Origin of the sequence: Chryseobacterium sp. PET-29, assembly GCF_025736815.1 — a bacterium.
Lineage (GTDB): Bacteria > Bacteroidota > Bacteroidia > Flavobacteriales > Weeksellaceae > Chryseobacterium > Chryseobacterium nepalense.
The window spans coordinates 2414653-2440451 of sequence record NZ_CP107053.1; the positions used below are offsets into that span (position 1 = coordinate 2414653).

Annotated in this window: 26 protein-coding genes and 1 tRNA gene; 8 read left to right on the forward strand and 19 right to left on the reverse strand. The window is 37.1% G+C overall.

Features of this window, described 5'->3' with window-relative positions:
- Positions 1–36 precede the first annotated feature (36 nt).
- The 10 genes from ODE14_RS10690 to ODE14_RS10735 all read right to left on the reverse strand — a co-directional run bounded on the left by ODE14_RS10690 (position 37) and on the right by ODE14_RS10735 (position 10864).
- Positions 37–624 carry a hypothetical protein gene (locus ODE14_RS10690; RefSeq protein WP_263601442.1) on the reverse strand — a complete coding sequence of 196 codons (588 nt, stop codon included), beginning with the start codon at positions 622–624 and terminating at the stop codon, positions 37–39.
- A gap of 48 nt (positions 625–672) precedes the next feature.
- Positions 673–3057 carry a TonB-dependent receptor gene (locus ODE14_RS10695; RefSeq protein WP_263601443.1) on the reverse strand — a complete coding sequence of 795 codons (2385 nt, stop codon included), beginning with the start codon at positions 3055–3057 and terminating at the stop codon, positions 673–675.
- Between the two features lie 222 nt (positions 3058–3279).
- Complete coding sequence (locus ODE14_RS10700) at positions 3280–3636, reverse strand: hypothetical protein (RefSeq protein ID WP_263601444.1); 357 nt, start codon at positions 3634–3636, stop codon at positions 3280–3282.
- Between the two features lie 156 nt (positions 3637–3792).
- Positions 3793–5721: an ABC-F family ATP-binding cassette domain-containing protein gene (locus tag ODE14_RS10705; protein WP_248391188.1), complete on the reverse strand. Its 1929-nt coding sequence runs from the start codon at positions 5719–5721 to the stop codon at positions 3793–3795.
- A gap of 184 nt (positions 5722–5905) precedes the next feature.
- The gene (locus ODE14_RS10710) at positions 5906–7246 is read right to left on the reverse strand and encodes a T6SS phospholipase effector Tle1-like catalytic domain-containing protein (RefSeq protein ID WP_263601445.1); all 1341 of its coding nucleotides are present in this window, start codon (positions 7244–7246) and stop codon (positions 5906–5908) included.
- A gap of 135 nt (positions 7247–7381) precedes the next feature.
- Complete coding sequence (locus tag ODE14_RS10715) at positions 7382–8059, reverse strand: response regulator (RefSeq protein WP_263601446.1); 678 nt, start codon at positions 8057–8059, stop codon at positions 7382–7384.
- Positions 8028–8756, reverse strand: coding sequence for a sensor histidine kinase (locus ODE14_RS10720; RefSeq protein ID WP_263601447.1), 729 nt, complete (start codon positions 8754–8756; stop codon positions 8028–8030). Before ODE14_RS10720 ends, ODE14_RS10715 begins: the two co-directional genes overlap by 32 nt.
- 50 nt (positions 8757–8806) lie before the next feature.
- Positions 8807–9415: a hypothetical protein gene (locus ODE14_RS10725; RefSeq protein WP_263601448.1), complete on the reverse strand. Its 609-nt coding sequence runs from the start codon at positions 9413–9415 to the stop codon at positions 8807–8809.
- A gap of 7 nt (positions 9416–9422) precedes the next feature.
- Positions 9423–10163: a hypothetical protein gene (locus tag ODE14_RS10730; protein WP_248391183.1), complete on the reverse strand. Its 741-nt coding sequence runs from the start codon at positions 10161–10163 to the stop codon at positions 9423–9425.
- Positions 10164–10243: 80 nt separating this feature from the next.
- Complete coding sequence (locus tag ODE14_RS10735; protein ID WP_263601449.1) at positions 10244–10864, reverse strand: DUF5715 family protein; 621 nt, start codon at positions 10862–10864, stop codon at positions 10244–10246.
- 191 nt (positions 10865–11055) lie between these two features.
- Between ODE14_RS10735 and aqpZ the strand changes: the two genes are divergently transcribed.
- Positions 11056–11808, forward strand: a complete 753-nt coding sequence (gene aqpZ, locus ODE14_RS10740; RefSeq protein ID WP_263603834.1) for an aquaporin Z — start codon at positions 11056–11058, stop codon at positions 11806–11808.
- 56 nt (positions 11809–11864) lie between these two features.
- Here aqpZ and ODE14_RS10745 read toward each other — a convergent pair whose 3' ends face one another.
- From ODE14_RS10745 to ODE14_RS10765, 5 genes are all read right to left on the reverse strand, one after another.
- Positions 11865–12410: a hypothetical protein gene (locus ODE14_RS10745; RefSeq protein ID WP_263601450.1), complete on the reverse strand. Its 546-nt coding sequence runs from the start codon at positions 12408–12410 to the stop codon at positions 11865–11867.
- A 161-nt stretch (positions 12411–12571) separates the two neighbouring features.
- Positions 12572–13558: an acyl transferase gene (locus ODE14_RS10750; protein ID WP_263601451.1), complete on the reverse strand. Its 987-nt coding sequence runs from the start codon at positions 13556–13558 to the stop codon at positions 12572–12574.
- Between the two features lie 175 nt (positions 13559–13733).
- Positions 13734–14525 (reverse strand): UDP-2,3-diacylglucosamine diphosphatase, encoded by a 792-nt coding sequence (locus ODE14_RS10755; RefSeq protein WP_248391170.1) that lies wholly within the window; start codon positions 14523–14525, stop codon positions 13734–13736.
- A gap of 23 nt (positions 14526–14548) precedes the next feature.
- Positions 14549–14995: a 6-pyruvoyl trahydropterin synthase family protein gene (locus ODE14_RS10760; RefSeq protein ID WP_066433447.1), complete on the reverse strand. Its 447-nt coding sequence runs from the start codon at positions 14993–14995 to the stop codon at positions 14549–14551.
- A gap of 48 nt (positions 14996–15043) precedes the next feature.
- Positions 15044–15427 carry an acyl-CoA thioesterase gene (locus ODE14_RS10765; RefSeq protein ID WP_263601452.1) on the reverse strand — a complete coding sequence of 128 codons (384 nt, stop codon included), beginning with the start codon at positions 15425–15427 and terminating at the stop codon, positions 15044–15046.
- Positions 15428–15530: 103 nt separating this feature from the next.
- Between ODE14_RS10765 and ODE14_RS10770 the strand changes: the two genes are divergently transcribed.
- The 3 genes from ODE14_RS10770 to ODE14_RS10780 all read left to right on the forward strand — a co-directional run bounded on the left by ODE14_RS10770 (position 15531) and on the right by ODE14_RS10780 (position 17464).
- Complete coding sequence (locus ODE14_RS10770) at positions 15531–16184, forward strand: ComF family protein (protein ID WP_248391166.1); 654 nt, start codon at positions 15531–15533, stop codon at positions 16182–16184.
- Between the two features lie 81 nt (positions 16185–16265).
- Positions 16266–16691 carry a hypothetical protein gene (locus tag ODE14_RS10775; protein WP_248391164.1) on the forward strand — a complete coding sequence of 142 codons (426 nt, stop codon included), beginning with the start codon at positions 16266–16268 and terminating at the stop codon, positions 16689–16691.
- An 83-nt stretch (positions 16692–16774) separates the two neighbouring features.
- Positions 16775–17464 (forward strand): alpha/beta fold hydrolase, encoded by a 690-nt coding sequence (locus tag ODE14_RS10780; RefSeq protein ID WP_263601453.1) that lies wholly within the window; start codon positions 16775–16777, stop codon positions 17462–17464.
- Here the strand turns inward: ODE14_RS10780 and upp are convergent.
- A complete protein-coding gene (gene upp, locus ODE14_RS10785; protein ID WP_263601454.1) occupies positions 17453–18106 on the reverse strand; it encodes a uracil phosphoribosyltransferase in 654 nt (217 codons plus the stop codon). The two genes, ODE14_RS10780 and upp, sit on opposite strands and share 12 nt — an antisense overlap.
- A gap of 77 nt (positions 18107–18183) precedes the next feature.
- Entirely contained in the window at positions 18184–19494 is a 1311-nt protein-coding gene (der, locus tag ODE14_RS10790; protein WP_248391157.1) for a ribosome biogenesis GTPase Der, read from the reverse strand.
- 253 nt (positions 19495–19747) lie between these two features.
- On the opposite strand from der, the gene ODE14_RS10795 reads away from it, so the two are divergent.
- Positions 19748–19818 (forward strand) — tRNA-Gln (locus ODE14_RS10795).
- Positions 19819–19994: 176 nt separating this feature from the next.
- Here ODE14_RS10795 and katG read toward each other — a convergent pair.
- Positions 19995–22274: a catalase/peroxidase HPI gene (gene katG / locus ODE14_RS10800; protein WP_263601455.1), complete on the reverse strand. Its 2280-nt coding sequence runs from the start codon at positions 22272–22274 to the stop codon at positions 19995–19997.
- A gap of 289 nt (positions 22275–22563) precedes the next feature.
- Here katG and ODE14_RS10805 point away from each other — a divergent pair, with 289 nt between their 5' ends.
- On the forward strand, positions 22564–23025 hold the full coding sequence (locus ODE14_RS10805) for a heme-binding domain-containing protein (protein ID WP_263601456.1): 462 nt from the start codon (positions 22564–22566) through the stop codon (positions 23023–23025).
- A gap of 11 nt (positions 23026–23036) precedes the next feature.
- Positions 23037–23450, forward strand: a complete 414-nt coding sequence (locus tag ODE14_RS10810) for a thiol-disulfide oxidoreductase DCC family protein (protein ID WP_248391152.1) — start codon at positions 23037–23039, stop codon at positions 23448–23450.
- Positions 23451–23519: 69 nt separating this feature from the next.
- On the opposite strand, the gene ODE14_RS10815 is transcribed toward ODE14_RS10810, so the two are convergent.
- Positions 23520–24950: an alpha-amylase gene (locus tag ODE14_RS10815; RefSeq protein WP_263601457.1), complete on the reverse strand. Its 1431-nt coding sequence runs from the start codon at positions 24948–24950 to the stop codon at positions 23520–23522.
- Positions 24951–25128: 178 nt separating this feature from the next.
- Here ODE14_RS10815 and ODE14_RS10820 point away from each other — a divergent pair, with 178 nt between their 5' ends.
- Positions 25129–25797: a DUF4290 domain-containing protein gene (locus tag ODE14_RS10820; RefSeq protein WP_248391148.1), complete on the forward strand. Its 669-nt coding sequence runs from the start codon at positions 25129–25131 to the stop codon at positions 25795–25797.
- Positions 25798–25799: the final 2 nt, after the last annotated feature.

The window sequence follows — 25799 nt, forward strand, 5'->3', positions numbered from 1 at the left end:
TTTCATAACAAGATTAAGGATATTAAAAAGTGATTTTTAATTTGTGATTGTATAGTTTGCCTGAGCATCGGTCTCGCCTCCTGTCTGAGTTCCGTACACCACTCCGTTTCCGCTTACCTGAGCATCTTCTGTCACACTTGCCGGCTCATGGTAGAGCGTAAAGATCAGCTGGCTTGTTACAGAAGGATTTTTAACTGCTTTTGTTACTACCCATTGTGTTTTTAAACCAACACGCTTTCCGTCTGCTCTTGTTGAGGATGCGTCATCTGTACGTGTTAACGTAATATCAGAATTCGGGAAATTAAAAATTAAGAAATGTTCATCTTTTGCATCTTTAATTTCCTGAGTTGCATCTTCGTTTCCGTTTTTAAATTCTGCGCTTACCTCATATGTTTTCCCGTCGGTAAGCTGAATAGCCTGTGCACCTCCCGCTCCCATGCTGTAATTGTAGGTTTGAGTAGTTCCTGCCGCAACATCTTTTACATTCAATATAATATTGGTAAGGTCTTCCTGCGGCAAATCGTCTTCCGCAGCAGAGCCGTCTCTTTGACAAGAAACTACCGTAATGGCAATGAATAAAACAGCTAATAATTTGATGATATTTTTAGTATTGAATAATTTCATTTTTCTAAATTTTAAAGTTGTTGATTTGTTTGATTTGTTTTTAACGCTTTAGAATCTGTATCTAAAGTTGACAATAAAGTTTCTTCCTGCCTCATCGGAGAAAAATCTCATCCTGTTCAGGTAATTCCTGTACGTTACATTGAAAAGATTATTTACAATAAGCCCTGCAGAAAGATTTTTGCTGATATTGACACCGGTCTGGAGATTCCACAGAGAATATCCGTTGGGCGGTGTGCTCAGATCCACTGTTTTTTCAACCTCTTCCCCATTTGTATAAACAGGAATGGTTGCGTTATACACCGGAAACCTGTTTTGTTTCAGGAATGTATGATTTTCCAGAGTAAAATAGAAATGATTCCAGTTTTCTTTACTGAACTGTAAAGCATTGGAAAAATTCGGAGGCATCATTAGAATCAAAGGAACATGATGGGTTTCGTCCTGTCCGTAAACATAGCTACCTCTTCCCACATATGTAAGATCATCCGTAAGCCTGAAATTTACATCCAGATCTATCCCGTACATTTTGGCATCGATCTGCTGATAAGACCATACCGGAAATACTCCCCTGATGGTATTCTGCACTCCCGTAGGAACCTGGTTGATAAAATTTTTAGTGATAAAAAAATAAGGATTTACCGAAATATTAAGTCCGTTTAAGACATTGAACTTTGAATCAGCGATGACATTAAACTGATGTCCCTGCTCATTCTTCAAACCCATATTTCCGATTTCGATCACCGAAGCCGAATGATGGAGGCCGTCTGAAAATAGCTCTGCAATATTCGGGGTCCTTCCTACTTTAGCATAATTAAATTTCAGGTTAATACTTGAATTCGGGTGATATTCCAGTCCTGCATTGAAAGAAACATTGTTATAATTCAATTGGGGACGTGTAAGAATCCTGTTCTGATTCGTTTTCACATAAAACTGCGGGTAAATATCCGCATACAATTTTTCCCAGTCGGCTTTGTCGTACCATTTTGTGACGTCATACCGTGTAAAATCGTAACGTGCTCCCGCTTCCACATTGAAATTGCCTGAAATTTTATATTTAAAAATAGAATATACTCCGGCAGCATATTTATCATAATTCGGAATCAGACGCCTGGCTTTAGTAGCAGGATCCGAATAATTATTCTGAAAACTTGCATCAATTCCGGTTTCCAGAGAGAACTTTCCTCTTTCCAGCAAATCATTAAGATTAAACTGGTGGGTCATCAGTTCAAGATCCAGGGAAGGGATATCTTTGAGATCTCCTCTCCTGATATCGTATTCCTGCCTGTGATTGTACTGATAACTGTATGTTGCAGAAACCTTTCCGATATTTTCAAATCTTTTGAACGCGGAAACTTTTGCAATATGATGCTCAATTACCTGTCTCGGATTGTCAATATCGTAACTGAAATTCCCCGTATATACAGGAATTTTTGATGCTGTGGCGTTATAGAAATCTTCGTTGTTTCCCACGTGGGAACCTCTGTAAATTCCTATATTCTGGTTGGTAAGATAATAATCGAATGAAATTCCTTTTTCATACGTATTATGCTGAACGGTAAAGTTGAATGAAGAAAAATCCATTCCCGTATTCATCAGATTATAATCAGGAGCATTCTGATCTCCCAGCTTTTTGATGCTACCGCCGGTTTTTACCGCCCATCCGTTTTTCCAGATTTTAGCAACATCGGCTTCCAGGGCCATTCCTCTTCCGTTTGAAATTCCTGTAAGACCTACCGATCCTTTAATGGTATCTTTTTTAGGAAAGACTTCAGGTTCCATAATCACAACGCCGCCAATGGCATCACTTCCGTACTTCAATGCTGAGGCGCCTTTAATAACGTCGATATGCTGAAAATTATTAACATCAACATTCGGGGCGTGCTCTACTCCCCATTCCTGCTCGGCAAGTTTCACGCCGTTATTCAGAATGGAAATCCTGCTTCCGTAAAGTCCGTGAATAATAGGTTTTGAAATATTATTTCCTGTTTTTAAAGCACTTACTCCTGAAATCTTTGTGAGCAAATTTCCGAGATTATCCGAAGAATTTTTCTCAATTTCAGACTTGTCCAATGTTTTAATGACCAGGGATCCATTGCTTTTATGGCTTCCGTGGATGGTTACCGTTTCGATATCCTGAACGTGATGTTCAAGAGTAATCGTTATATGTAAATCCTGTGTAACTCCTACATTTTCAGTATAATCATTACAATCAGGATGTTTAGCAATGAGTATATATTTCCCGGCAGGAATTTTACTGAATGAAAATTTTCCGTTTTTATCCGTTTTGGCAGAAAATTCACCGATTTTCACTACTGCATTTTCCAGCATGGTTTTATCATGAAAATCCTGAACAGTTCCCTCTACCGAGTAAGTCTGCTGTGCGTTCGTTAATGCAAATCCGCAAAGGATAAGCATAAAACTATAGATCAATTTCATTGTTAAATAGATTGATTGCGTACTTTTTCAGGTACTTTTTTCGTAAAAAATTTGTTGATAGGATCTTTTGAAATGAGATTAATTAATCATGTTAGCCGATTATTAATCAATGCATTAAACCTGATATTATTAATAATCTAACTATCTCTTAATGGTATTTTCATTAAGAAATATTTAAATTCTAAAAATTTAAGGTAAAAAAATCCGGAAAGAATCTATGAATTATGAAATTGCGGGCGGACCGCGAAGCTGAAAGGTAAATTTAGTCTGAGACCATATTTTTTCCTGAACCGCAATAATCTGCTTTACTTCATGCGTGTAATTTTCAAAAAAGAAATTAAATTCTTCAGGAACTAAAGTATGTCCGGTGGCTAAGAAATGACAGGCAAGACAGTCTGCTGCTTTTTCCTTCGCTATATTTTTGGTAATGGTATTTTCTGATTTTTTAAAGTTGAAATTTTTAAAAACATCTTCAGAGCTGTGGCTGTGAAAATTCTGAGAAAACAGCGCAAGAAAGTAAATCCCAAACAACAGTTTGGAAAGAAAATTCCTGAGATTTCTGCTTTCTTTAAAAATCATGCTTCAAAATTATAAAAATAAATTAAAAAGTAGGATTAAAGTTTTCTTAAAATATTCTGATTGATAAGTAGAGTGAATTGAAATTTTGTTACAAACTGTATTAAAACCTTATAGGTTTTGAAACCTATAAGGTGTATCTAATATAACTCTTGGAAATCAGTTCAGCTGCGTACCCAAATATTCCCACTCCTGGAGTGCAAGATCGAGATCTTCTTTTGTTTTATTATATTGTTCCAGTGTTTCTTCAGAAGGATTTTCTTTGGTAAATGAAGCTTCAAATTCCTCAACTTTAGTTTCAAGCTCGGTAATTTTATCTTCCACTTTTTTCAGCTTATTCTGAATATTTTTCTGCTCTTTGCTTACGATTACATTTGATTGATTATTGGAAGCTGGTTTTTCTTCAGGCTTTTTTTCCTCAACTTTAGGAACTTCGTTGTGAAGTTTTGCTTTTTCTGCAGAAATTTCGCGGATCGATTCTTTTTGTCTGAATTCAAGATATTCATTGATATCTCCTAAGAATTCTTTCATTTTACCATCGCGGAATTCATAAATTTTATCACAAAGTCCCTGCAGGAATTCCCGGTCGTGAGAGATTACAATTAACGTTCCTTCAAATTTCTGAAGCGCCAGTTTAATAATTTCTTTAGACTGAATATCAAGGTGGTTCGTAGGTTCGTCCATAATCAGTGTATTGAACGGACGCAACAATAATTTACAAAGAGCCAGACGGTTTCTTTCCCCTCCGGAAAGTACTTTCGTTTTTTTATTCACCGCTTCCCCCTGGAAAAGGAAAGATCCTAATAAATCGCGGACTCTTGGTCTGGTTTCTTCTGTGGCAGCGTCTTCCGCTTCTTCCTGAACGGTTTTATTCGGGGTTAAAACTTCCTCCTGATTCTGGGCGAAATAACCAATATTTACATTATGCCCGAGATTCCACGTTCCTGAATAATCTTTGATATCTCCGGCAAGAATTTTTGCCAGCGTTGTTTTTCCCTGTCCGTTCTGTCCAAGAAGTGCAATTCTGTCTCCTCTCTGAACAATAAAATCCACATCATCAAAAATCTGCTTCTCACCATAAGCTTTTCCGAGTTTTTGAGCTTCAAAAATTACTTTTCCGGGAACTACGGATTGTACGAAGCGAATGTTGAATTTAGAGACGTCTTCATTATCCACTTCGATTCGCTCGATTTTGTCTAATTTTTTGATAAGCGACTGTGCGAAAGATGCCTTCGTAGCACTTGCACGGAACTTATTAATATTATCTTCCATCTGCTTGATCTCCGCATCCTGATTCTTTTTAGCCTGAATCAATTTTTCACGGCGGTCTTCACGCATTACCAAGTATTTGGAATAATTGGCTTTATAATCGTCAACTTTTTTGTTGTTGATATCGAAAGTACGGTTACAAACCGCAGTCATGAACTGCTTATCGTGACTTACCAGAACGATGGCTCCCGGATAATCTTTTAAGAAGTTTTCCAACCACATGATGGATTCCATATCAAGGTGGTTGGTAGGCTCATCGAGAAGCATAATGTCATTCTTTTGCAGAAGCAGTTTTGCCAGCTCGATTCTCATTCTCCATCCTCCGGAAAATTCATCGGTAATTTTCTGAAAATCATCTGCTTTAAAACCAAGCCCGAACAATACTTTCTCCATGTCACCTTCCAAATTATAGGCATCATGGTTCATCAGAAGATCATTCAGTTCGGTCATTTTATTGATCAGATCGGTGTAAGAATCGCTTTCGTAGTCGGTTCTTGTGGCCATCTGATGATTCACTTCTTCAAGTTCATTCTTCCAGGCATTGATCTGCTCAAAAGCCTGCATGGTTTCTGCCCAAACGGTTCTTCCTTTCACAAAATCAAGATCCTGCTTCAGAAAACCGATTGTGACATTTCCTTCAGGCACTACATTTCCTTCATAGAAATTGATTTCGCCTGAAAGCATCTTCAATAAAGTGGATTTTCCCGCTCCATTTTTACCAACCAAACCGATTTTATCATCCTTTTTAATCGTGAAATTGACGTTTTGAAACAAATATGTTCCCGAATGATGTAATCCTAAACCTTGAACCGAAAGCATGCTAAATAATGATTAATAGTGAATAATAAATTTCCGGGTGCAAAAATACGGAAAATAAAAGAACTGGGGTAAGAAAAATAACTTCTTATGAATCTGAATCTTAAAAAGACTTCTTAAGGGCAGGAATAAAAAAGAGCTGCCTTACCAGGACAGCTCCACACCTAAATTTAAAACTGAAAAAGTACTAACATTTATTGTATAAATTTTCCTTAATCAATATAGTCCGGTTCCAATTGTCATTATTGGGAATATTGGTACCGTATGCGTAATCCACTACAGAATCTTCAATATGATGAATTTCTACCTGGAGTTTTGACGGGTTGGCGGTAAACTGATCGTCGGAATTTCCCGGTACATTCAGACCGTTGTTGATGAATTCCGTAAGATCTTCTTTTGATGAGTTTTTCGGAATTGCGGGATGATATAATCCGAAATTGGCCGAAATATGGATATAATCTGCAAGTGTTCTGTAATTGTAAACGGGTTTCAATTCCTGTGAAAGTTTTTCCGTATATTTCTCTAGCTCAGCTGAAATCCGGATCAGGTAAGGATGTTTTTCAGCATTAATTAAAAAGTCGGAATCATCAAACCCGGTATTAAAAACCTGTTTTTCAGCATTCGATTCTTTCAGCATAAGTTTACCGTACACTTTAGAAAGCTCGTTAAAAACAAGATTCCTTGAAATGTAAGCCTGACAAAAGACTTCTCCCGGATCCACTTTATAATTTCCGAGAATATGATGCCATGTATTATTTCCTTCAGCGTCGGCTACTGTTGTTGTGATATTTTGAATATACCCGGTAAGTTCTCCTTCCAGTAAAAAATTCGGGGATATATAAACAGACTGGGGACCTTCCAGATAGCCCCCTCCGATGTCTGCATGAGCCCCGGGAACAAATATTTCTTTGCGGCTTGTATTTTCGTATATTTTATCTTCCATTAGCCCGGAATCTTCAAAAAAACCAGTCAAGGGAAAGAAAAAACGACACTCATTAACCGCACAGATCTGGAAGGCACGCTGCACAGCGGGATGTACCATAACATTGTAATCATTAAAAGGTGCAGATTCTACCGTATCGAAAACGCCCAAAAATTTTACACTGATGTTCCCTGCGAACTCAGTATCGGCTTTCAGCAGCTCATGACACAAATTCCTGGCGAGCATGGCTCCTCTGCTGAACCCGTAAACATACAATTCATAATGATTATTATGATCAGACAGTATGTTTCTGATATAAGCAAATGCTTTCTGCAGCTTGTCGTCCGAAGAATAGCCGTTTTGTCCTGCCGGATTTTTACAGGTTGCCATGGCAAAATCACTGTCTTCCTTCTGCGTAACTGTTCCGATGCCTTCTATGTAAATTTTCTCCTCCCCGTTAAAGAGTTGAAATAATTTATAAATATTGGTCCTATTTCCGTAATAGCTTTCATTGTTTTTCGGAGGTTTTTCGGGAGAGGTTGCATTAATCCCGTTGTTTCCGGTTCCGTCAAAAAAAATTCCAACGGAGATGATGTTGCTTTTCATGTCACTTTGTAGTTTTATTTAAACTTTGGCAAAGATTTTCAACTTTGGCAAAGTGAATTCATCAAAGTAACGATGAAATAAACCGGCATTATAGAGTATAAAATACCAAATAAAAAATTCCGTATTTCTACGGAATCATATTCTTTCTAAAGGGTGAATATTATTAATAATGGCATAAATAACAATTCCGACGGTGTTTTTTGCGCCTATTTTTTCTACAATTCTCTGTCTGTGGCTTTCTACGGTTCTTGGGCTGATGAATAGTTTTTCGGCAATTTCATTATTGGTACATTCCTGGCAGATGAGTTTTACGACGTCTTTTTCACGGTCGGATAATTCATCATCCATTTCAAAAAGTGTTCTTTTTTTGGTAGGGCTGTTCATGTAGGAAAAGATCATCTGATGATCTTCCGGTGTAAAAAAGATCCCATTTCTATATACCATGGTAATGGCTTCTATAAAAGCTTCCCGGTTTGAATTTTTAGGTAAAAAAGCAGAAACTCCCAGTTTTACCATATAACCCAGAATTGTTGTTTTATAGTGGGAGGAGAGGATAATGATCTTTAAGCCGGGATATTTTTCTTTAAGAATTTCTACGAGCTCAAAGCCGTTCATGGGCTGCATCTGAACATCTACCAAAGCGATATCCGGAAAGTCTTCTTCTGAAGTTTTTTCCAGCAAATCGAGAAAATCCGGTCCGTTGTTGGAAGTAAATCCCACGGAAATATTCAGTTCGGAAGAGAGCAGCATTTTCACCCCTTCCAGGATGAGCTGTTCGTCATCAATTAATGCTACTTTGATTTGAGAGTTCATTGGTGTACGGAATTTTAATAATTAGCCGGCTTCCTTTACCTAATACATTTTTCCATTTGTGAGCCGCGTTCATGGATTTTATTCTGGATTCTATATTTTTAATGCCCATTCCTTTTTTAACATCTTCATATTCAAAACTTTCTCCGTTATCAGAAATCACTACTGCCAGATTGTTTTGATTGTCTTTGATATAGATCCAGACTCTTGATGCTTCCGAATGTTTGAGAACATTGGTGGTAAATTCCTGAATAATTCTGTAAAGCTGAACTTCTATAAAAATATCTTTTTTCTGAAATTTCGGGCTTACATTCAGGGAAATATTTATTCTTCCCGATAAATTGGCAATCAATTCTTCAATATATAAAACCAGTCCTACAGTTTCCAGATTTACCGGATATAATGAATGTGAGATGCTGCGCGCAGAATCTATAAGCGAGGACATCTGGGTAGTAATGTTTTTCCTGATAAGCTCATCTCCTTTCGTATCAAGATTATTAAGCCATAATGATAAAATATTAAGCCTGTTTCCGATATCATCATGAATCATTACCGCAATTCTTTTTCTTTCAGATTCCTGGGCTTTTATATTTTCGAGGACAAGGTTTTTCTGATGCAGAACTTCAGCTTCATGCTGTACGTTTTTTTCTTCAATTATTCTTTTAATAAAGCTTCTGTACGCAAGCAAAATAAAGGACATGATAATTACCAGGACGACAATTAACGTAATAAAAAAGGTAATATTGAGCGTTATTTCTTTAATCTTAAAAAGGTATAAATCATTGATATATATAAAAAACTGCTGAGTATGTTATTAATACTCCAGATCATATTGGCTTCTTCTTTTCCGAGATCCGAAAGCTGTCTTAAAAGGAAAAATAAAAAAACCGACAATGCATAATAGAGGAAGATGAAACTGTCTGCAATCATAAACCTGCCATTAATTTTACTGCTCTTAATTTCAGTAAGTAAAGCATAACCTGCAAAGCAGATAACAACTATATTGGAGATCACTTTTTTTACGTCTGAAGTGAGCATTTGAGAATCTGTAAAGAATAAAGCCGCAAGAAGAACTACGGGAATATACCAGTAGACCGACATATTAAGCTTTCTTATATATAAAATCCCCAACAGCAACAGCTCTCCCGCAACATAGAAAGGAAAGACAAAATTAACGTCTCTCAGGTTAAAAACATAAAGGCAGAGTTTAACAACAGCTTCTATCAAAAAAAGAAAAATGATATAGTAAGCATACCATTTTTCTGTATTTTTAAAAAATTTGTACCGGACAAGTCCTATAACAGCACAAATGAAAAGTAAACTATTATTAAGATAAAGTATTACTTTGTAGGTATCCACAGTAAGTTTAGTTATTATAATTAAAAGGGCACAGAGGCGGACAAGGCTGAGACCAGTCGTATGTATTAGCGGTACTGTCTATACTTCCCGAATTTTGCAGATCCTGATAAAATGAAATAAAAATAAGGGTTGGCAGTACTCTCTGATACACTTGTGAGAATTTCAGTCCGAATGAGCATACGATTTTATAAAGTCCCGGCTTGGAAGCAATAAGATCTTCTGACGGCACATAGAACTTTCTGAAAATCCTGCTTCCTTTAAACTCAGAACATTCTCTGTAAAACCACGTCATTGAGTCATTTCTCCATGATTCTATTGCTTCAAGAGCCACATCCTGCTCCAGCATAGGCTTGTTGGAAATCGGGAAATAGGTATCAGAATCATAATCAATTCTCTGCAGGTCCTTTGACAAGACGGCATTTTTAATAACCTTGTACTGCTCAGTTTCTACCAATCTCAGATCTCCGTCAAGTTCACTCAGGATACTATAAGGGAATGCGTCTACAATAAGCTTCTGCCCATTTGCATCCATAGGGCATAAAATAGCTACCAGCTGGCCATTGAAAACCCCTATTTCCGCGCAAAATTCATTGTAATCATTATAGTTTTTCAGCCAGGTTACCTGCTCCGAATCAAAAGTAAACACATAATTGGGTGGAATAAGGCTTTGGATTTTCTGATAATCTGCGCAGCAGTTTGTCCATTCTGCAACGGCTACATCAAATTGATCTCTGTTGAATATATTCATATTTCACGGTTTTTAAAGTGCCATAAAATTATAGAAACTAAATTATCTGTGCAAGTATATCACATATATTAGAAAACTAATTAATAATTCTTAACCGTAATATGAAAACAACTTTGCTGTCTTTCTTTAATATAGTAAATTCGTCCTGCATTATAATAATATTTCAAAACCTTTTCCAGAGACGCTTCAAGGGTGGGATTACTCCGTAAAACCCCATTAAAACGGACATAAGAGATATCAAAAGAGTTACCGTAATTGTGAGAACTAATCCCCAAAGAGGCATTTGTATTAACTTTTCTTAATCTGCACTGATCTTCGAGTGTTCTTGTAATGGATGAAACCGTAAATGCATTTCCTTTTGTTTCTTTGCTGAACCGCGACCCTATTCTTTCCAGCATCAGCTTTCCTTTAGAGACCATCCAGGCCCTGCTGTAATCAAGTTTTTGCACCCGGTACCCCTTTCCTGATTTGTTGATTTTGTGAAATTTCCCATTGTTGATGTATTTCTGAACCGCTTTTGAATCATTCAGAATCTTAATTCCGAAACTTTTAGAAGCATCCAAATGAGGTTTATAAAGTAAAGTAGGCTCTACTTTCAAAACTTCCGTAAGATCATAGCATGGTAATTTTTTTTTGATTTCCTGAGCATAATAAATCCCCTGAATAAAGAAAGCAATTGCCAGGTATAAAAACTTTTTCATTAAAAATGTTTTAATTATCAAACTAAAAATAATGAATTATCCTTTATTATTAAAATCCCATAATAATTTTACATTTCAAATACCTCAAAAAAATTAAATAAAAAGTGTAAAATTTGTTTTTATTTCAATTATTTATCAAATTAATCCTACTTAAAATTACTTTTTATTTCGATATATAAATTATACATTTGATTACATTAAAAAAAACAGATATGATGAAAAAAATTTTCGCTGAATTTTTCGGCACATTCTGGCTCGTATTCGGAGGCTGTGGCAGTGCGGTATTTGCTTCCCAAATTGCACCTTCTGCTAACGGGCAAGTGGGGATTTTACTTTTAGGAGTATCTCTTGCTTTCGGACTTACCGTTCTTACAATGGCTTATTCGGTAGGGCATATTTCGGGTGGACATTTCAATCCGGCTGTAAGTTTCGGATTGATGGCCGGAGGAAGATTCTCAGCCCGTGACCTTGCGCCGTACATTTTAGCCCAATGTTTCGGAGCAATAGCAGCTGCCGGTGCTTTGTATATGATTATAAACGGCTCAGGAGGCGCAGATTTTTCCGCACCGGGTGCTTTTGCTACCAACTTTTATGATGCTCCGGTTTATTTTGAGAAAAGCTACTCTATGAGTGCTGCATTCCTCACCGAATTTTTACTGACCGCTTTTTTCCTGATCATTATTATGGGAGCAACCGATAAATATGCAAACGGAAAATTTGCAGGGATCGCAATCGGACTGGCTCTCACCTTAATTCATCTTATTTCAATACCAATTACCAATACATCGGTAAATCCGGCCAGATCGCTGTCTCAGGCAATTTTTGTACAGGGCAATGCACTTTCCCAGCTTTGGCTGTTCTGGGCCGCACCGATTTCAGGAGCTGTTTCCGGCGGATTGATTTATAAATTTTTACTTCAAAAAGAATCTGTAATCTCCGAATAATTCAATCAAACAAAAAAATCCTGTCTAAACAACAGGATTTTTCTATACATGTATTTTTATTTTAATTTTTTAAGATCAAAAGGATTTCTAAAGATCAGTTCTTCATGCTTTCCCTTAATTTCCATTTTCCGATGCAGTAAATTAAGAGCCATTTTCCGAATAAACAAATCCTTGTCATTCAGTGCCCAGTAAGAATCTTCATGAACTTTTTTCGGTTTTCTGATGGTATAAAACTCCGTAATCCAGGAATCCACATTATGGTAAAACTCAATGATCCCACAGTGCTCCGGAATAAGAACATGATCTACCATTCCCATCGGAAGCAGGAAACTGAATGCATTGCAGACATAATCGCCGCAGGAAATTTTATCGTGCTTCAGGAATTTTTCGCCGGTACTGGAATTGGTGTATGATTTTTTAAAATCATTTTTAAAATCACTTTTCGAAAGCTTGATCTCGATTTCATGACTGAAGCCTTCCGGATCTACAATCAGAATATCAGCTTCCCAATCCGCCTGAAAATGATTGGTTAATACAATTTCTTTCTCAAAGTCACATTGAGAATAAATAAATGCATGTACCAATTCTTCTATTTTTAACATGTTTTTTAATTTGACAGTTGATAGGATTTACATCCTATTCTTTTATAGGCCGTCCCTTCGGGACTCTATTTTTTATTTTCTAATGATCATCTGCGATAAATCAGAGTAAGCAACTATTATTTATCATTTACTCATATGCTCTTATCCTAAAACGCTCAAACCTAACTTACCAGCAGGCTGCAGCCACGAATATCAGAATGATCAATTCTGCCCAGAACCTGAAATTGATCTCCCGTCATTTTTCCCAAATCCTGTGTTGCAATAAATGCGCAGGAATGAATATTTGCCAGGTCGATAATATTAATAGCACCAGTTCTTCCTTCCTTTTCATAATTAAACGGATCTTCCGCATTTCTGATCATGATTTTCATCCAGTTTGGACACCGATATTCATTATTTCCCAGTGAATAGGCCTGGGAAAGAAGTTCTGTCATGGAATATTCGGAATAAATTTTTTCTGTCTTAAAGCCTTCCTGTAAAACTTTCAGGAGTTCATCTTTGGTCATTTCTTCTTTTCTTCCCTTCATTCCCCCGGTCTCGATTACCATGAGATTCTCCATAAAATTCAGAGATTCTTCACTACGTTCAGAATGACAATAGTCGATAAAATCCAGCAATGCAAAGGAAACTCCAAAAAGAATGACTTTTTTATTTTTTAATTTATCCAAAAGTTTAAACAGCTCTTCATGATTGTAAAGAAAATATCCATTTTCAGATTTTCCGGATTTTTTCATTAAATAATCAACCATATAAATCAGGGAAGAATTCTGACGCTCCAGATAGCTTGGCAGCAATCCGAGGAAAATATAATCTTCCGGTGTTCCTATAAACTGTGTAAAGCTTTTGTAAATACTCTCTTTATACAGGCCTTCGTCCGCAATAAAATGTTTTGAAAGGTTCATCTGTGTGGTTCCCGAGCTTTGAAAGAAAAGATCAGCCTTACTATTCTTATCGATAATCTGATGATTTTTAAACATTTCTATAGGAAGAAACGGTATTTTTATTAGCTCATCCACATCATTAGGATTAATATTCAGATAATCTACAAAACGTCTGTAAATTTCAACATTCTCATATTGATAACGAAAAGTCCTAAGCGTTTCCGAGAGAAATTCCTGTTCGGTTTTTATGTTAAATATTGTATCCACTGCAAAGAAGTTTTTCACTTTATTGTTTCACTATAAGCCGATTAACGAAACAATTTCAGCTTTTTAATATTTTTTTAATATAAAATTTAAATTTTGGTCAGATTATTGCAATTACAAAACCGGAATATGGATTAAAAACAAGAGTGAACATTGTTTCGCTCAAAGAATTACCTCTTTATGGGGTAATTCTTTTTTTGTTCATCTCAAACGTTTTCAGCTGAAAATCATGTTCGAATACTCCGTAGGTAAAGTAAGAAATCCAGTCTCCCAGATTGACATATTTTGCTTTTCCGTCCAGCTCCATAACCATAGGAAGATGGCGGTGTCCGTAAATAAAATAATCTATTTTCTGTGTTTTAAGTTTTTCTTTAGAATAAATAATCAGAAATTCTTTATCCTCGCCTAAAAACTCTTTATCCTCATCACCGGAAATCATTTTATTTTTCTGAGACATATACAACGCAATTTTCATGGCTATATCCGGATGAAGCCACCTGAAAACCCACTGTGCAAAAGGATTGGTAAAAACTTTTTTCATTCTTTTATATCCTTTATCTCCCGGCCCGAGGCCATCTCCGTGAGCAAGCAGAAACTGCTTTCCTCCCATCTCAAAATATTGTTTCGTATAGAAAACGGTACATCCTATTTCTTCCTCCAGATAGTCTTTCATCCAGAGGTCATGGTTACCAACAAAAAAATAAATATGGATCCCACGGTCTTTCAGTTCGGCAATTTTACCCAGCACACGGACATAACCTTTAGGAATTACGTGTTTCCATTCATGCCAGAAATCAAAAAGATCTCCCATTAAAAATAAGACCTGAGCATCATGCTTGATTTCATCCATCCAGCGGATAAAGTGCTCTTCACGCACTTTGCTTGCCTTCGGATCCGGTGCTCCGAAATGCTGATCGGAAGCAAAATATACTTTTTTTCCAGGTTCTAAGTTAATGGTAGTCTTTAACACTTCTGAATATTTATTGATCTAAATTACTGATTATCTTCCGCAAACCATTCTCCATAGGAGTTTTCCGTTTCGTGGAGCTTAAGATAAGCCAGAGAAATCCCTTCCGGAAGTTTTGACTTTATTTTTGCCGCAATAGCATACAGCATGTTTTCGCAGGTCGGCTGGAAGGTACAGTAAATTACTTTATGTCCTTTTCCTTCAAGGTCTTCTCCCAGTTCTTTATGCGGCGACAGTCCGTTAATCAGCACCGCATGATCCCAGACGTCTACAATTTCAGATTTTACGATACTTTTAATGTCTCCAAAATCTACTACCATCCCATTTTTAGGGTGTTCCAAATCATTGATTGGTTTTCCTTTTACCGTTACAAACAGTTTATAGGAATGTCCATGCATATTTTTACATTTTCCGTCGTAATTGTACAGCACGTGGGCTGTTTCGAATGTAAAAATTTTTGTAATTCGTATCATAGGGCAAAGATAAGGAATTTGGTTTGAGTTTCGGTTTTGTAAGAACAACTACAAAATATCCAGCCAGTCACTTTCCAGTCTTATAATCCGTTGCGTTTCTTTATCAATGAAAACCCAGAGCGTCAATGAGTCTACCACCAGCTGACCGTTGCAGTAGAATTCCACTTTTCTGGGCTGCCTGATTCCTTCAGGGGTTTTAGGATAGGTCTTTATGGTAAGCAACTCCCCGAGATACACCTGCTTTTTATATCGAATATGATGATCCAGGAGCATCCATATATCCTCGGGATTGTTGGTTTTATGCTTTACGAAATCCCAGTGTTCACCGGCTATCTCCTCCACCCATTTTACATACTGAACATTATTGACATGGTTATTCCTGTCGATATGCTCTTCTGTTATCACAACCTGTTTCTCATAAATCAAACCCATATTTTTAGTATTTATTCAAATAAAATATAAAATTACGGAATCTGCCGAAATTAGTTAAATAAACAAATTTTCGAAGTTAGTATATTAGCAGAAAATTACACAAATGATTTTAGATATTTTATTTCCTAACCGTTGTCTGGGCTGCAATTGTATTATATCGGCTGATCTTCTGGTTTGTGAGCTGTGTTTCGGCCGTATTGACTTTATCCATTCCGGTTATTTTGATGATAATTTAATTAAAGAAAGATGCAGGCTTCTCTTTCCTGTTGAAAATACCTTTGCTTTGATGCAGTTTGGTAAAGAAAATCTCAGCAGGAAAATCATCCATGAATTAAAATACAAAAGCAGGGAAAAAGCAGGAGAAATATTGGCAGAATGGACCACTACCCGACTTGATTTTAAAGATCAAAAGCCGGATTTGATGGTTTCCGTTCCGCTGCATCCCAAAAAGTTGAAAGAACGAGGATACAACCAGCTTCATGTATTTACTGAAAAACTTTCTGCATTTTACGGAATTCCATTTGATCATGATGTAATCAAAAGAAATCAGTACTCAAAAGCACAGGCCCTAAAAGATAAACAGAACCGGTTAAAGTCGGAAAATGTATTTTCTGTTACAAAAAGCATAACTCAAAAAAATATACTTCTTATTGATGACGTATTCACTACCGGAAATACAATTGCTTCTATTGCATGGGAAATTCTCAAAGCGGGTAATAATACGGTAAACGTACTGGTGATGGCGATGGATGTGTAGCGGTATGATTTAAGTTTCCAAATTGTTGCAGTATGAAACTTCGTATATTTGAGCTAATAGTAACTGTATATAACAAAACTTATGTGGAAAGAAATAAAAGATCAGAAAGACATCAATACACTTTTGGAGAGCTATGGTTATTTTCATGATAGCTGTCTGCGTGATATTTATATTACTACAAAGGAATATATCGACGAAAAACTCGCGATGCACTTTGAAAATAAACTCACTGCATCATTACTATTTCAGCGACAATTTTCTCCAATAACAGTTTTAGAATTAAAATTTGAGGATATTGTACATTTTAATTTCAAACCTTTTGATAAAGATACAAATGCAGTTATTCATGATGTAACGTTAATGAAAGTTAACGGACTTTTTTATTGGGCTGACTTTGCAGACTGGAAAATTGATGACAACGACTCGATCTGGATAAACGGTAAGAGATTGTTTTGGCGTCTACGACCCGGGCTTATCGGAAATGTAAAGAGACTAAATGATGAATAAATTACATTGAAATTTTCTTTCAACATGGAATTTTTCATATAATCAATACAATAAATTTAGTAATTTTCCGAAAAACAATCACCATGCTGAATCTTATTTTACTTCACGGCGCTTTAGGACATAGCCAAATCTTTGAGCCTTTCAAAGCGGAGCTTTCAAAATATTTTGTCATTCATACCCCTCTGTTCTCGGGGCACGGAACTTCTGAAATTCCGGAAGACGGAATCAGCATTGAAAAATACACGCATGAGCTGAAAGAATTCATCGAAAAAAATAATCTTCATGATATTTATATTTTCGGACACAGCATGGGCGGTTACGTAGCCCTTTGCTACGCTGCACAGTACCCTGAAAGACTGAATTCTGTGATAACAATGGGAACAAAATTCAACTGGACGGAAGAACAGGCATTACAGGAAAGTAAAATGTTAGATCCTGAAACCATTGCCGAAAAGGTTCCCAAATACGCAGGATTTCTGGAAGCACAGCACGGAAAAAAATGGAAACAGCTATTGCATTCCATCGCCGATCTGATGGTTTCTTTAGGCAAGAACCCTCCTTTAAAAAATAACCTTTCAATGATAAATATTCCCGTGCAGATTATGGTAGGAGATCAGGATAACATGGTAACACTTGAAGAAAGTATAGAGGTTTACAGAAGCATCCCAGATGCAAGACTGGCCGTACTTCCGGACACAAAACATCCGCTGGATAAAATAAGAACCGACCTTTTACTTACCATTATGAAAGATTTCTGGACTTTATCTCTGTAATTTTTCTCCATAGCTAAGATCTCCGGCATCCCCCAAACCCGGTGTAATATATCCCTTTGAAGTAAGATGTTCATCAATAGCGCCAACCCAAATTTTTGCTTCAGGATAAGCTTTTTCTATGGTTTCAACTCCCTGTTTTGAAGCAATTGCTGCTACAATATGCAGCTGACTGGGATTTCCGTGAGTCAACAAATCTTTGATCGCTTCAATTAAAGACGCTCCGGTAGCCAGCATAGGATCGCCGACAATCAAAGGCCTGCCTTCGATATCAGGACACGTTAAATAATCCTGTTTGATAGAGAAATAATCATTGGCATCGTGTTTTCTGTAAGCCGCCACAAAACCGCAGTCGGCTTTATCAAAATAATTCAGAATTCCTTCAAACAGAGGAACTCCGGCTCTCAAGATTGTTGTAATAACCGGCTGAACAGCAATTTCTTTAACCCTGATTGTATCCAGTGGCGTCTGAATTTCAATTTCCTTCTGTTCCAGGTTTTTACTAATTTCAAAGGCTGCGATTTCTCCAATCCTTTCCATATTCCTGCGAAACCTCATCCTGTCATGCTGAATATTGACATTCCTGAGCTCGTTAATCCATGAATTAACCAAAGAAAACTGTTCTGATAGTACAACTGTATTCATTATCGGGAAAATTTTATCTAAAATATGAATAATTAAGAATAAAATCCCTTTCAAAAAAATCTGAAAGGGATGGTCATTTATTTTTGTCTGAAATACACTTCAATAGGAACTCCGGTAAACCCGAATTCTTTTCTCAGCTGATTTTCAGTAAATCTCTTGTATGGTTCTTTTACATACTGTGGCAGGTTGCAGAAGAAAACAAACTGCGGTGACGGCGTAGGAAGCTGCACACAATATTTGATCTTGATATATTTTCCTTTATTTGCCGGTGGAGGTGTTCCCTCAAAAATCGGAAGCATAACTTCGTTTAATTTTGAAGTTTTGATCTTTTTCTTACGGTCTTCGTACACCTGCATGGCTACTTCAACCGCTTTCAGGATTCGCTGCTTGGTTAATGCCGATGTAAACAAAATTGGAATGTCCTGAAACTGACCGATCTTATCTTTGATTTGTTTTTCAAAATCACGCATGGTGTTGGTCTGCTTATCTTCAATAAGATCCCATTTATTCACCAGAATCACAATTCCTTTCCTGTTTTTCTGCGCAAGACTGAAGATGTTCATATCCTGAGATTCCCAACCCTGGGTAGCATCCACCATGATAATCACCACATCTGAAAATTCTATGGAACGGATGGAACGCATTACAGAATAAAACTCCAGGTCTTCATTTACTTTAGATTTTTTACGCATTCCTGCGGTATCTACCAGTACAAATTCGTGTCCGAATTTATTGTAAAGCGTCTGGATACTGTCTCTTGTTGTTCCTGCAATATCAGTAACGATATTTCTTTCCACATCCAGCAAGGCATTCGTAAGGGTAGATTTCCCTACATTCGGACGTCCGGCAATGGTAATTTTAGGAAGGCCTTCAAAAGGATCTTTGTATTCTGTAGTCGGGAAATCTCTTACAACATCATCCAGCAAATCTCCCGTTCCGGAACCTGTTGCAGAAGACAAGGTATAATATTTATCGATTCCCAGCTGATAAAATTCCGTTGCCGGAAGTTCTTCTTTTGAAGAATCTACTTTATTGATGACAATATAAATGGGCTTATTTGATCTTCTTAAAAGCCTGTAAATTTCGTAGTCTGTATCAGTAAGCCCGTCTTCCACGTTCATCATAAAAATAATAGAAGTAGCTTCATCCACAGCCAGCTGTACCTGTTTACGGATTTCTTCTTCAAAGATATCATCGGTTCCTACATCATACCCACCGGTATCGATTACGGTAAAATCCACCCCATTCCAGTCGGATTTTCCGTAATGACGGTCTCTGGTAACCCCTGCAGTAGAATCTACAATAGCTTCCCTTCTTTCTAATAAACGATTAAATAACGTGGATTTTCCTACGTTGGGGCGCCCAACGATCGCGACTATATTCGACATAAAAAAATGTTTAATAATCCTGAGATAGGCTCAGGACAGGTTATTAATGGGTTTCTCCAACCTTTGGAGCCCAATTTTTTTTTGCAAAGATACAGTTTTAATTTAAATGAAGGTTTTATTGCAATACATCTATGTAAATTTTAGGAAAAATAATTCTTTGAATATCAGTAAAAAAACGACTGTTTCCCGGAAATATTCACCATTTCATTTTTATTTTTAAAATAATTTATATAATTTCGCGACATAGAAATACAGACCCATGGTGTAGCGGTAACACTACTGATTTTGGTTCAGTCATCTGGGGTTCGAATCCCTGTGGGTCTACGGAAAGCCTTGTTAATTATTTAAATTACAAGGCTTTTTTTATTAAAGTAAATTTCCAATTTAAAACTGATTGATCAAGCCGAAACAGTTGTTGGAAATAAAATAATTATTGTAATCAATAAAAAAAGACAGTTCATTTCTTAACTGTCTTTTATCAATTTTATAATGATGTTAAATTAAACAAGATCAAAGCGATCCAGGTTCATTACTTTCACCCATGCGGAAACAAAATCATTTACAAATTTTTCATGAGCATCTGAACTTGCGTACACTTCAGCAATAGCTCTTAGCTCAGAATTAGATCCGAAAACAAGATCTGCCCGTGTCGCCGTCCATTTATTCTCTCCTGTTTTGCGATCTGTCCCCTGATACAGCTCATTATCATCGGAAACCGATTTCCACTTCGTATTCATGTCCAGAAGATTGACAAAGAAATCATTGGTAAGTGTTCCCGGTCTTTGGGTGAAAACGCCATGTTGAGAACCGTCAAAATTAGTATTCAGAGCACGCATTCCTCCTATTAAAACTGTAAGCTCAGGAGCAGTAAGCGTTAATAATTGTGCCTTATCAATCAATAAAGATTCTGTGGAAACGGAGAATTTTTTCTTTAAATAATTTCTGAATCCATCAGCCAAAGGTTCCAAAAACTGCATGGATTCTACGTCAGTCTGTTCCTGTGAAGCATCGGCTCTTCCCGGTGAAAACGGAACAATGATCGTATATCCTGCATCTTTTGCTGCTTTTTCAACCGCTGCACTTCCTGCAAGGACAATGAGATCTGCTAATGAAACTTTTTTGCCTCCGGTCTGATTTTCATTAAATTCTTTCTGAATATTTTCCAAAGTACTTAAAACTTTTTGCAACCGAGCAGGATTATTGACTTCCCAGTCTTTCTGAGGCGCCAGACGAATTCTCGCCCCATTGGCCCCTCCTCTTTTATCGCTCCCTCTGAACGTTGATGCGGAAGCCCAGGCTGTTGACACCAGTTCTGAAATATTTAATCCGGAATTAAGGATTTTAGATTTCAATGCTTCAACGTCAGAATTATGAATAAGTACATGATCTACTGCAGGGATCGGATCTTGCCAGATGAGTTCTTCAGAAGGAACATCAGGTCCGAGATAACGGGCTCTCGGCCCCATATCTCTATGAGTAAGTTTAAACCATGCTCTTGCGAATGCATCAGCAAAAGCGTCAGGGTTTTCGTAAAATCTTCTTGAAATTTTTTCATATTCCGGATCAAATTTCAGAGAAAGATCTGTTGTAAGCATGGTTGGCCTGTGCTTTTTATCAGGATCAAAAGCATCCGGAATGGTTTCGCTGCCGTTTTTCGCAACCCACTGATGAGCACCGGCAGGACTTTTGGTGAGTTCCCATTCGTTTTCAAAAAGGTTTTTGAAAAAGTTATTGCTCCACTGGGTAGGAGTTTCAGTCCAGGTAACTTCAAGGCCGCTGGAGATTGCATCTCTTCCCTTTCCGGAATTGTAAGTACTGTTCCATCCGAATCCCTGTGCTTCAATACTTTCTGCTTCCGGCTCTTTTCCTACATGATCTGCCGGTCCTGCACCGTGTGTTTTTCCGAAAGTATGACCTCCGGCGATGAGGGCTACCGTCTCTTCATCATTCATTGCCATTCTTCCAAAAGTATCACGGATATCTTTTGCCGCTGCTATAGGATCCGGGTTTCCGTCCGGACCTTCAGGATTTACATAAATGAGTCCCATTTGTACTGCAGCCAGAGGCTTTTCCAGATTTCTTGTGTGGATATCACCGTCTGCATCGTCATCGGTGGGCAGTACTCCGCGACTTTCAACCACCCCGTCTGAACCGTGGGCATACCGAAGATCACCGCCGAGCCATGTTTTTTCAGCCCCCCAGTAAACATCCATATCCGGTTCCCAAACATCTTCACGACCGCCCGCAAACCCAAACGTTTTAAAGCCCATAGATTCCAGGGCTACATTTCCCGTAAGAATCATAAGATCTGCCCAGGAAATTTTCTTACCATATTTTTGTTTGATCGGCCAAAGCAGCCTTCTTGCTTTATCTAAATTCACATTATCCGGCCAGCTGTTCAGCGGTGCAAAACGTTGCTGCCCTGCGCCGGCACCCCCTCTTCCGTCTCCTACACGATATGTCCCGGCACTGTGCCATGCCATACGGATAAACAAAGGACCGTAATGTCCAAAATCCGCAGGCCACCATTCCTGCGAATCCGTCATTAAATCATGAAGGTCTTTTTTTACTGCTTCAAGATCCAGACTATTAAATTCTGCTGCATAATCAAAATCTTTATCCATCGGATTGGATAATGATGAATGCTGTCGAAGAATATCTACTTTCAGCTGATCCGGCCACCAGTCTGAATTTTTAGTGCCTCCGCCGGCAACGTTTTCTTTTTTCATAGATCCGTTGTGAAACGGGCATTTACTGATGTCATTCAAATCTTTTTCCATTGTCGTTTAATTTTATGTTGATTTATTAATTATCCCTGAAACAAACTTACGGAAGTTTTTCAATCAATATAATCTATTAATAATATTTTTATGATAGTTAAAAGCGATTATAAGATTATTTATTTTGATTACTGTTAAATTTAAGAATTAATCAGAAATATATTTATAATAGGTTTAAATTCAGACAGAAGAAAAATAAATTACTTTTTAGATTTAAATATTTCAAAGATTGATTACGCATAAAATTAAAAATTTTATGGTACATTTATTTATTCTTAAACATTGAAATATGAAAAAAGTTTTAACTGTTATCCTGGTAGCATTTATTATTATCCAGTTCTTTCCTATCGACAAGACCAATCCTGCACCTACTCCCGGAATGGATTTTTTAAAAATAAAAAATACACAGCCCGAAATTGCCAAACTGATTAAAGTTTCGTGCTATGACTGTCATTCTAATGAAACCACGTATCCTTGGTATTCCAATATAGCGCCGGCTTCCTGGATTATGAAAAATCATATTGATGAAGGACGGAAAGAACTTAATTTTTCTACGTTTGCGATGTATGAGCAAAAAGATCAGGCACATAAATTGCAGGAATGCATAGAAATGGTTGAAAGCAAAGAGATGCCACTTGATTCCTATTTTATAGGACATCAAAATGCAAAGTTAAGTGATGAACAGAGAAAGATTCTGATAGATTATTTTAAAAGAGAGAAAACGGAAACGGAAAGGAAAATGTTTTATTAAATCTTAACATCATGGAAGAAAACTGGGAAAACAAACACATCGTATTTTTTGACGGCGATTGCGGAGTATGCAATTTCTGGGTACAATGGATTCTGGAACGAGATAAAAAAGACCAGTTCATGTTTGCTTCCCTTCAATCTGATTTTGGCCAAAAATTCCTATCTGAAAGAGGGCTGAATACAAAAGTTTTCAATACTATGTATCTATGGAAACCCGGCCAATATTATCTTGAGAAATCCAAAGCTGTTTTAAAAATTGCTAATCTTCTGGGGGGTATTTACAGATTTTCGGTTTTAGGAAAAATTATTCCTTCCTTTTTAAGCGATAAAATGTATGATATCGTTTCTAAAAACAGAATGAAACTTGCCAATCAGAAATGTTATTTACCGACTCCGCATCAGCGGGCCAAATTTATTCAGGTTTAAAGTTTTAGAATAAATATAAGCTTAAAAATAAAGACTGCTTCCTGTGAAACAGTCTTCATTTTTTAGATATTATTGATTCAAAGACCAAACGGAATACGACTTTGGTGCACATTGGATTTTCACCCATTTATCAGACTGCGTTGTCGGGTACCAGCTTGAGCTGCCGGTAAAATCTTTAATCTGCTGACTGGCCCAGTTGGTCTGTATCCATCGTTCCTGCCAGCTTGAAGAATTATTGATGTACACTACCAGTCCCGGATTTCCGTTATACCCGTTTCTCCTTGCGATATATTCATCATTATCGGTATACAGAATAGATGTTGTTCCCGTTGCTTTATTATTGTGAATCCAGATGAGATTGTTTAATCTTTCTTTATTCAGCCATTCTTCATAATCTCTGTAGAAGATTGTAGGATATCCTTCATGCGTTAAAATATAAGCATAAGCCAGCATTTTATTGTAGATAATATCCGTATCATGATTGGCAACGAACGTCACTGCTTTAAAAGGATTTCGTTTCCACATCATATCATCATTCAAAACATTCAGATTCCCATTGTCGAATGCATCATCCATTTTATAATAGGCGGCAAAATCAAACACTGAACTATTAGCATTATTAGCCCACCATTCAAGTGTATTCACATTAGAGTCCCACAGCTCACCTACAGAAAATCCGCCGACATTGGAATTCCATGTATTAACCACCCAAGGTCCGAAACCTTTCACATAATCGAATCTCCAGCCATCAAATTTCATAATATTTTTATAATATTTTCCGACAGAATCATCTCTTCCCCAAAGCCAGTCCTGAACATACGGATTGACGTGGCATAAGTCTGGGAAGCCTCCGAAAGCACCTTCATCATTATTTCCGTAAGAATTTTTATAAAAATCGTTATAGCTTCTTGGAAACTTTCCTGAAGCAACACCCGAAAAATTGGTCCACGTATTTGAACCTACATAGGGATTATACTCCGACTGGCCGCCGCTGTTATGGTTAATGACAATATCCGCATATACCTGCATATTTTCTGCGTGGGCTTTTGTGATCAACGCTTCGAGTTCTGTCCTGGATCCAAAACGCGTTTCAATACTTCCGTTTTGATTGTAATTTCCGAAATCATAATAATCAGTAGGATCATATCCCATTGAATATGCACCATTCTGTGCTTTTGATGCGGGAGGAAGCCATACGGCACCAATTCCGGCATTCGACCAATCGGTCAGTTTTCCTTTTACGGTGTTCCACCAGTTTCCTCCATCCGGTACATCCCAATAAAATCCCTGCATGAGAACACTTCCGCCCGGACCGGCAACAAATTTTGCATAGGGAGAATTTCCGGTACTGAAAGGCCGTCCGTCATGATAGGTTACATGTACGGTTTTATTGTGAACTTCTTTCTGAACCGAAGTATCATCTGCAATTCCATCATTCTCCCGGCATGAAAAAACAAAGCCTAAGGCCAGTGCTAAAAGTAAAAATTGAGTTTTTTTCATATCTTATTTTTTGATTATTAAAGTGTTACCTAAATTACAATTTTATTAAAATAATTTCAAGTGATTGTGAAATAATTTTTATTATCATCATAAATTCTTATTTAAAACATCATTAAAAATTGATAAACTTTAAAGATTTTCGGTACAATTTTTCTATTAATCCATATATTTGCATACTATGGAATACAACACCCAAAAAAATAAGCTTCAACTGCCGGAATATGGCAGAATCATACAACTGTTGGTTGAACGTTGCAAAGAGCTTCCTTCAAAAGAAGAGAGAAGCGAGATGGCAATGGGCATCATTGATTTTATGGGTCAGAGAAACCCACAGCTTCGCGACGAAGAAAACTATAAGCATAAACTTTGGGATCATCTTTTCATTCTTGCCGATTACGACCTTGACGTAGATTCGCCATACCCTTTCCCTACAAGGGAACAGCTGGCAGAGCGGCCTAAAAGAATGGAATACCCTAAACTTCAGGGTGATTTCAAATTCTACGGGAAAAGTATTCTTCAATTAATAGAAAAAGCAATCGAACTGGAACAGGGAGACGAAAAAGAAGCCCTGATTGAGGTGATTGCCAATAATATGAAGAAGTCTTATAACGTATATAACAAAGAACACGTTACCGATGATGTTATTTTCCGCCACCTGAAAGAACTTTCTGAAAACAGACTGGATCTTACGGGAATAGATACACTGGAAAAAAGTAAAATCTATTATACAAGCAATAACAACAACCGTAATAATAACAACCGAAACCAGACTAACAACCGAAACCAATCTAACAACAAAAGAAGACACAACAATAACAACAACAATCATAATAAAAACAGAAAGTAAAC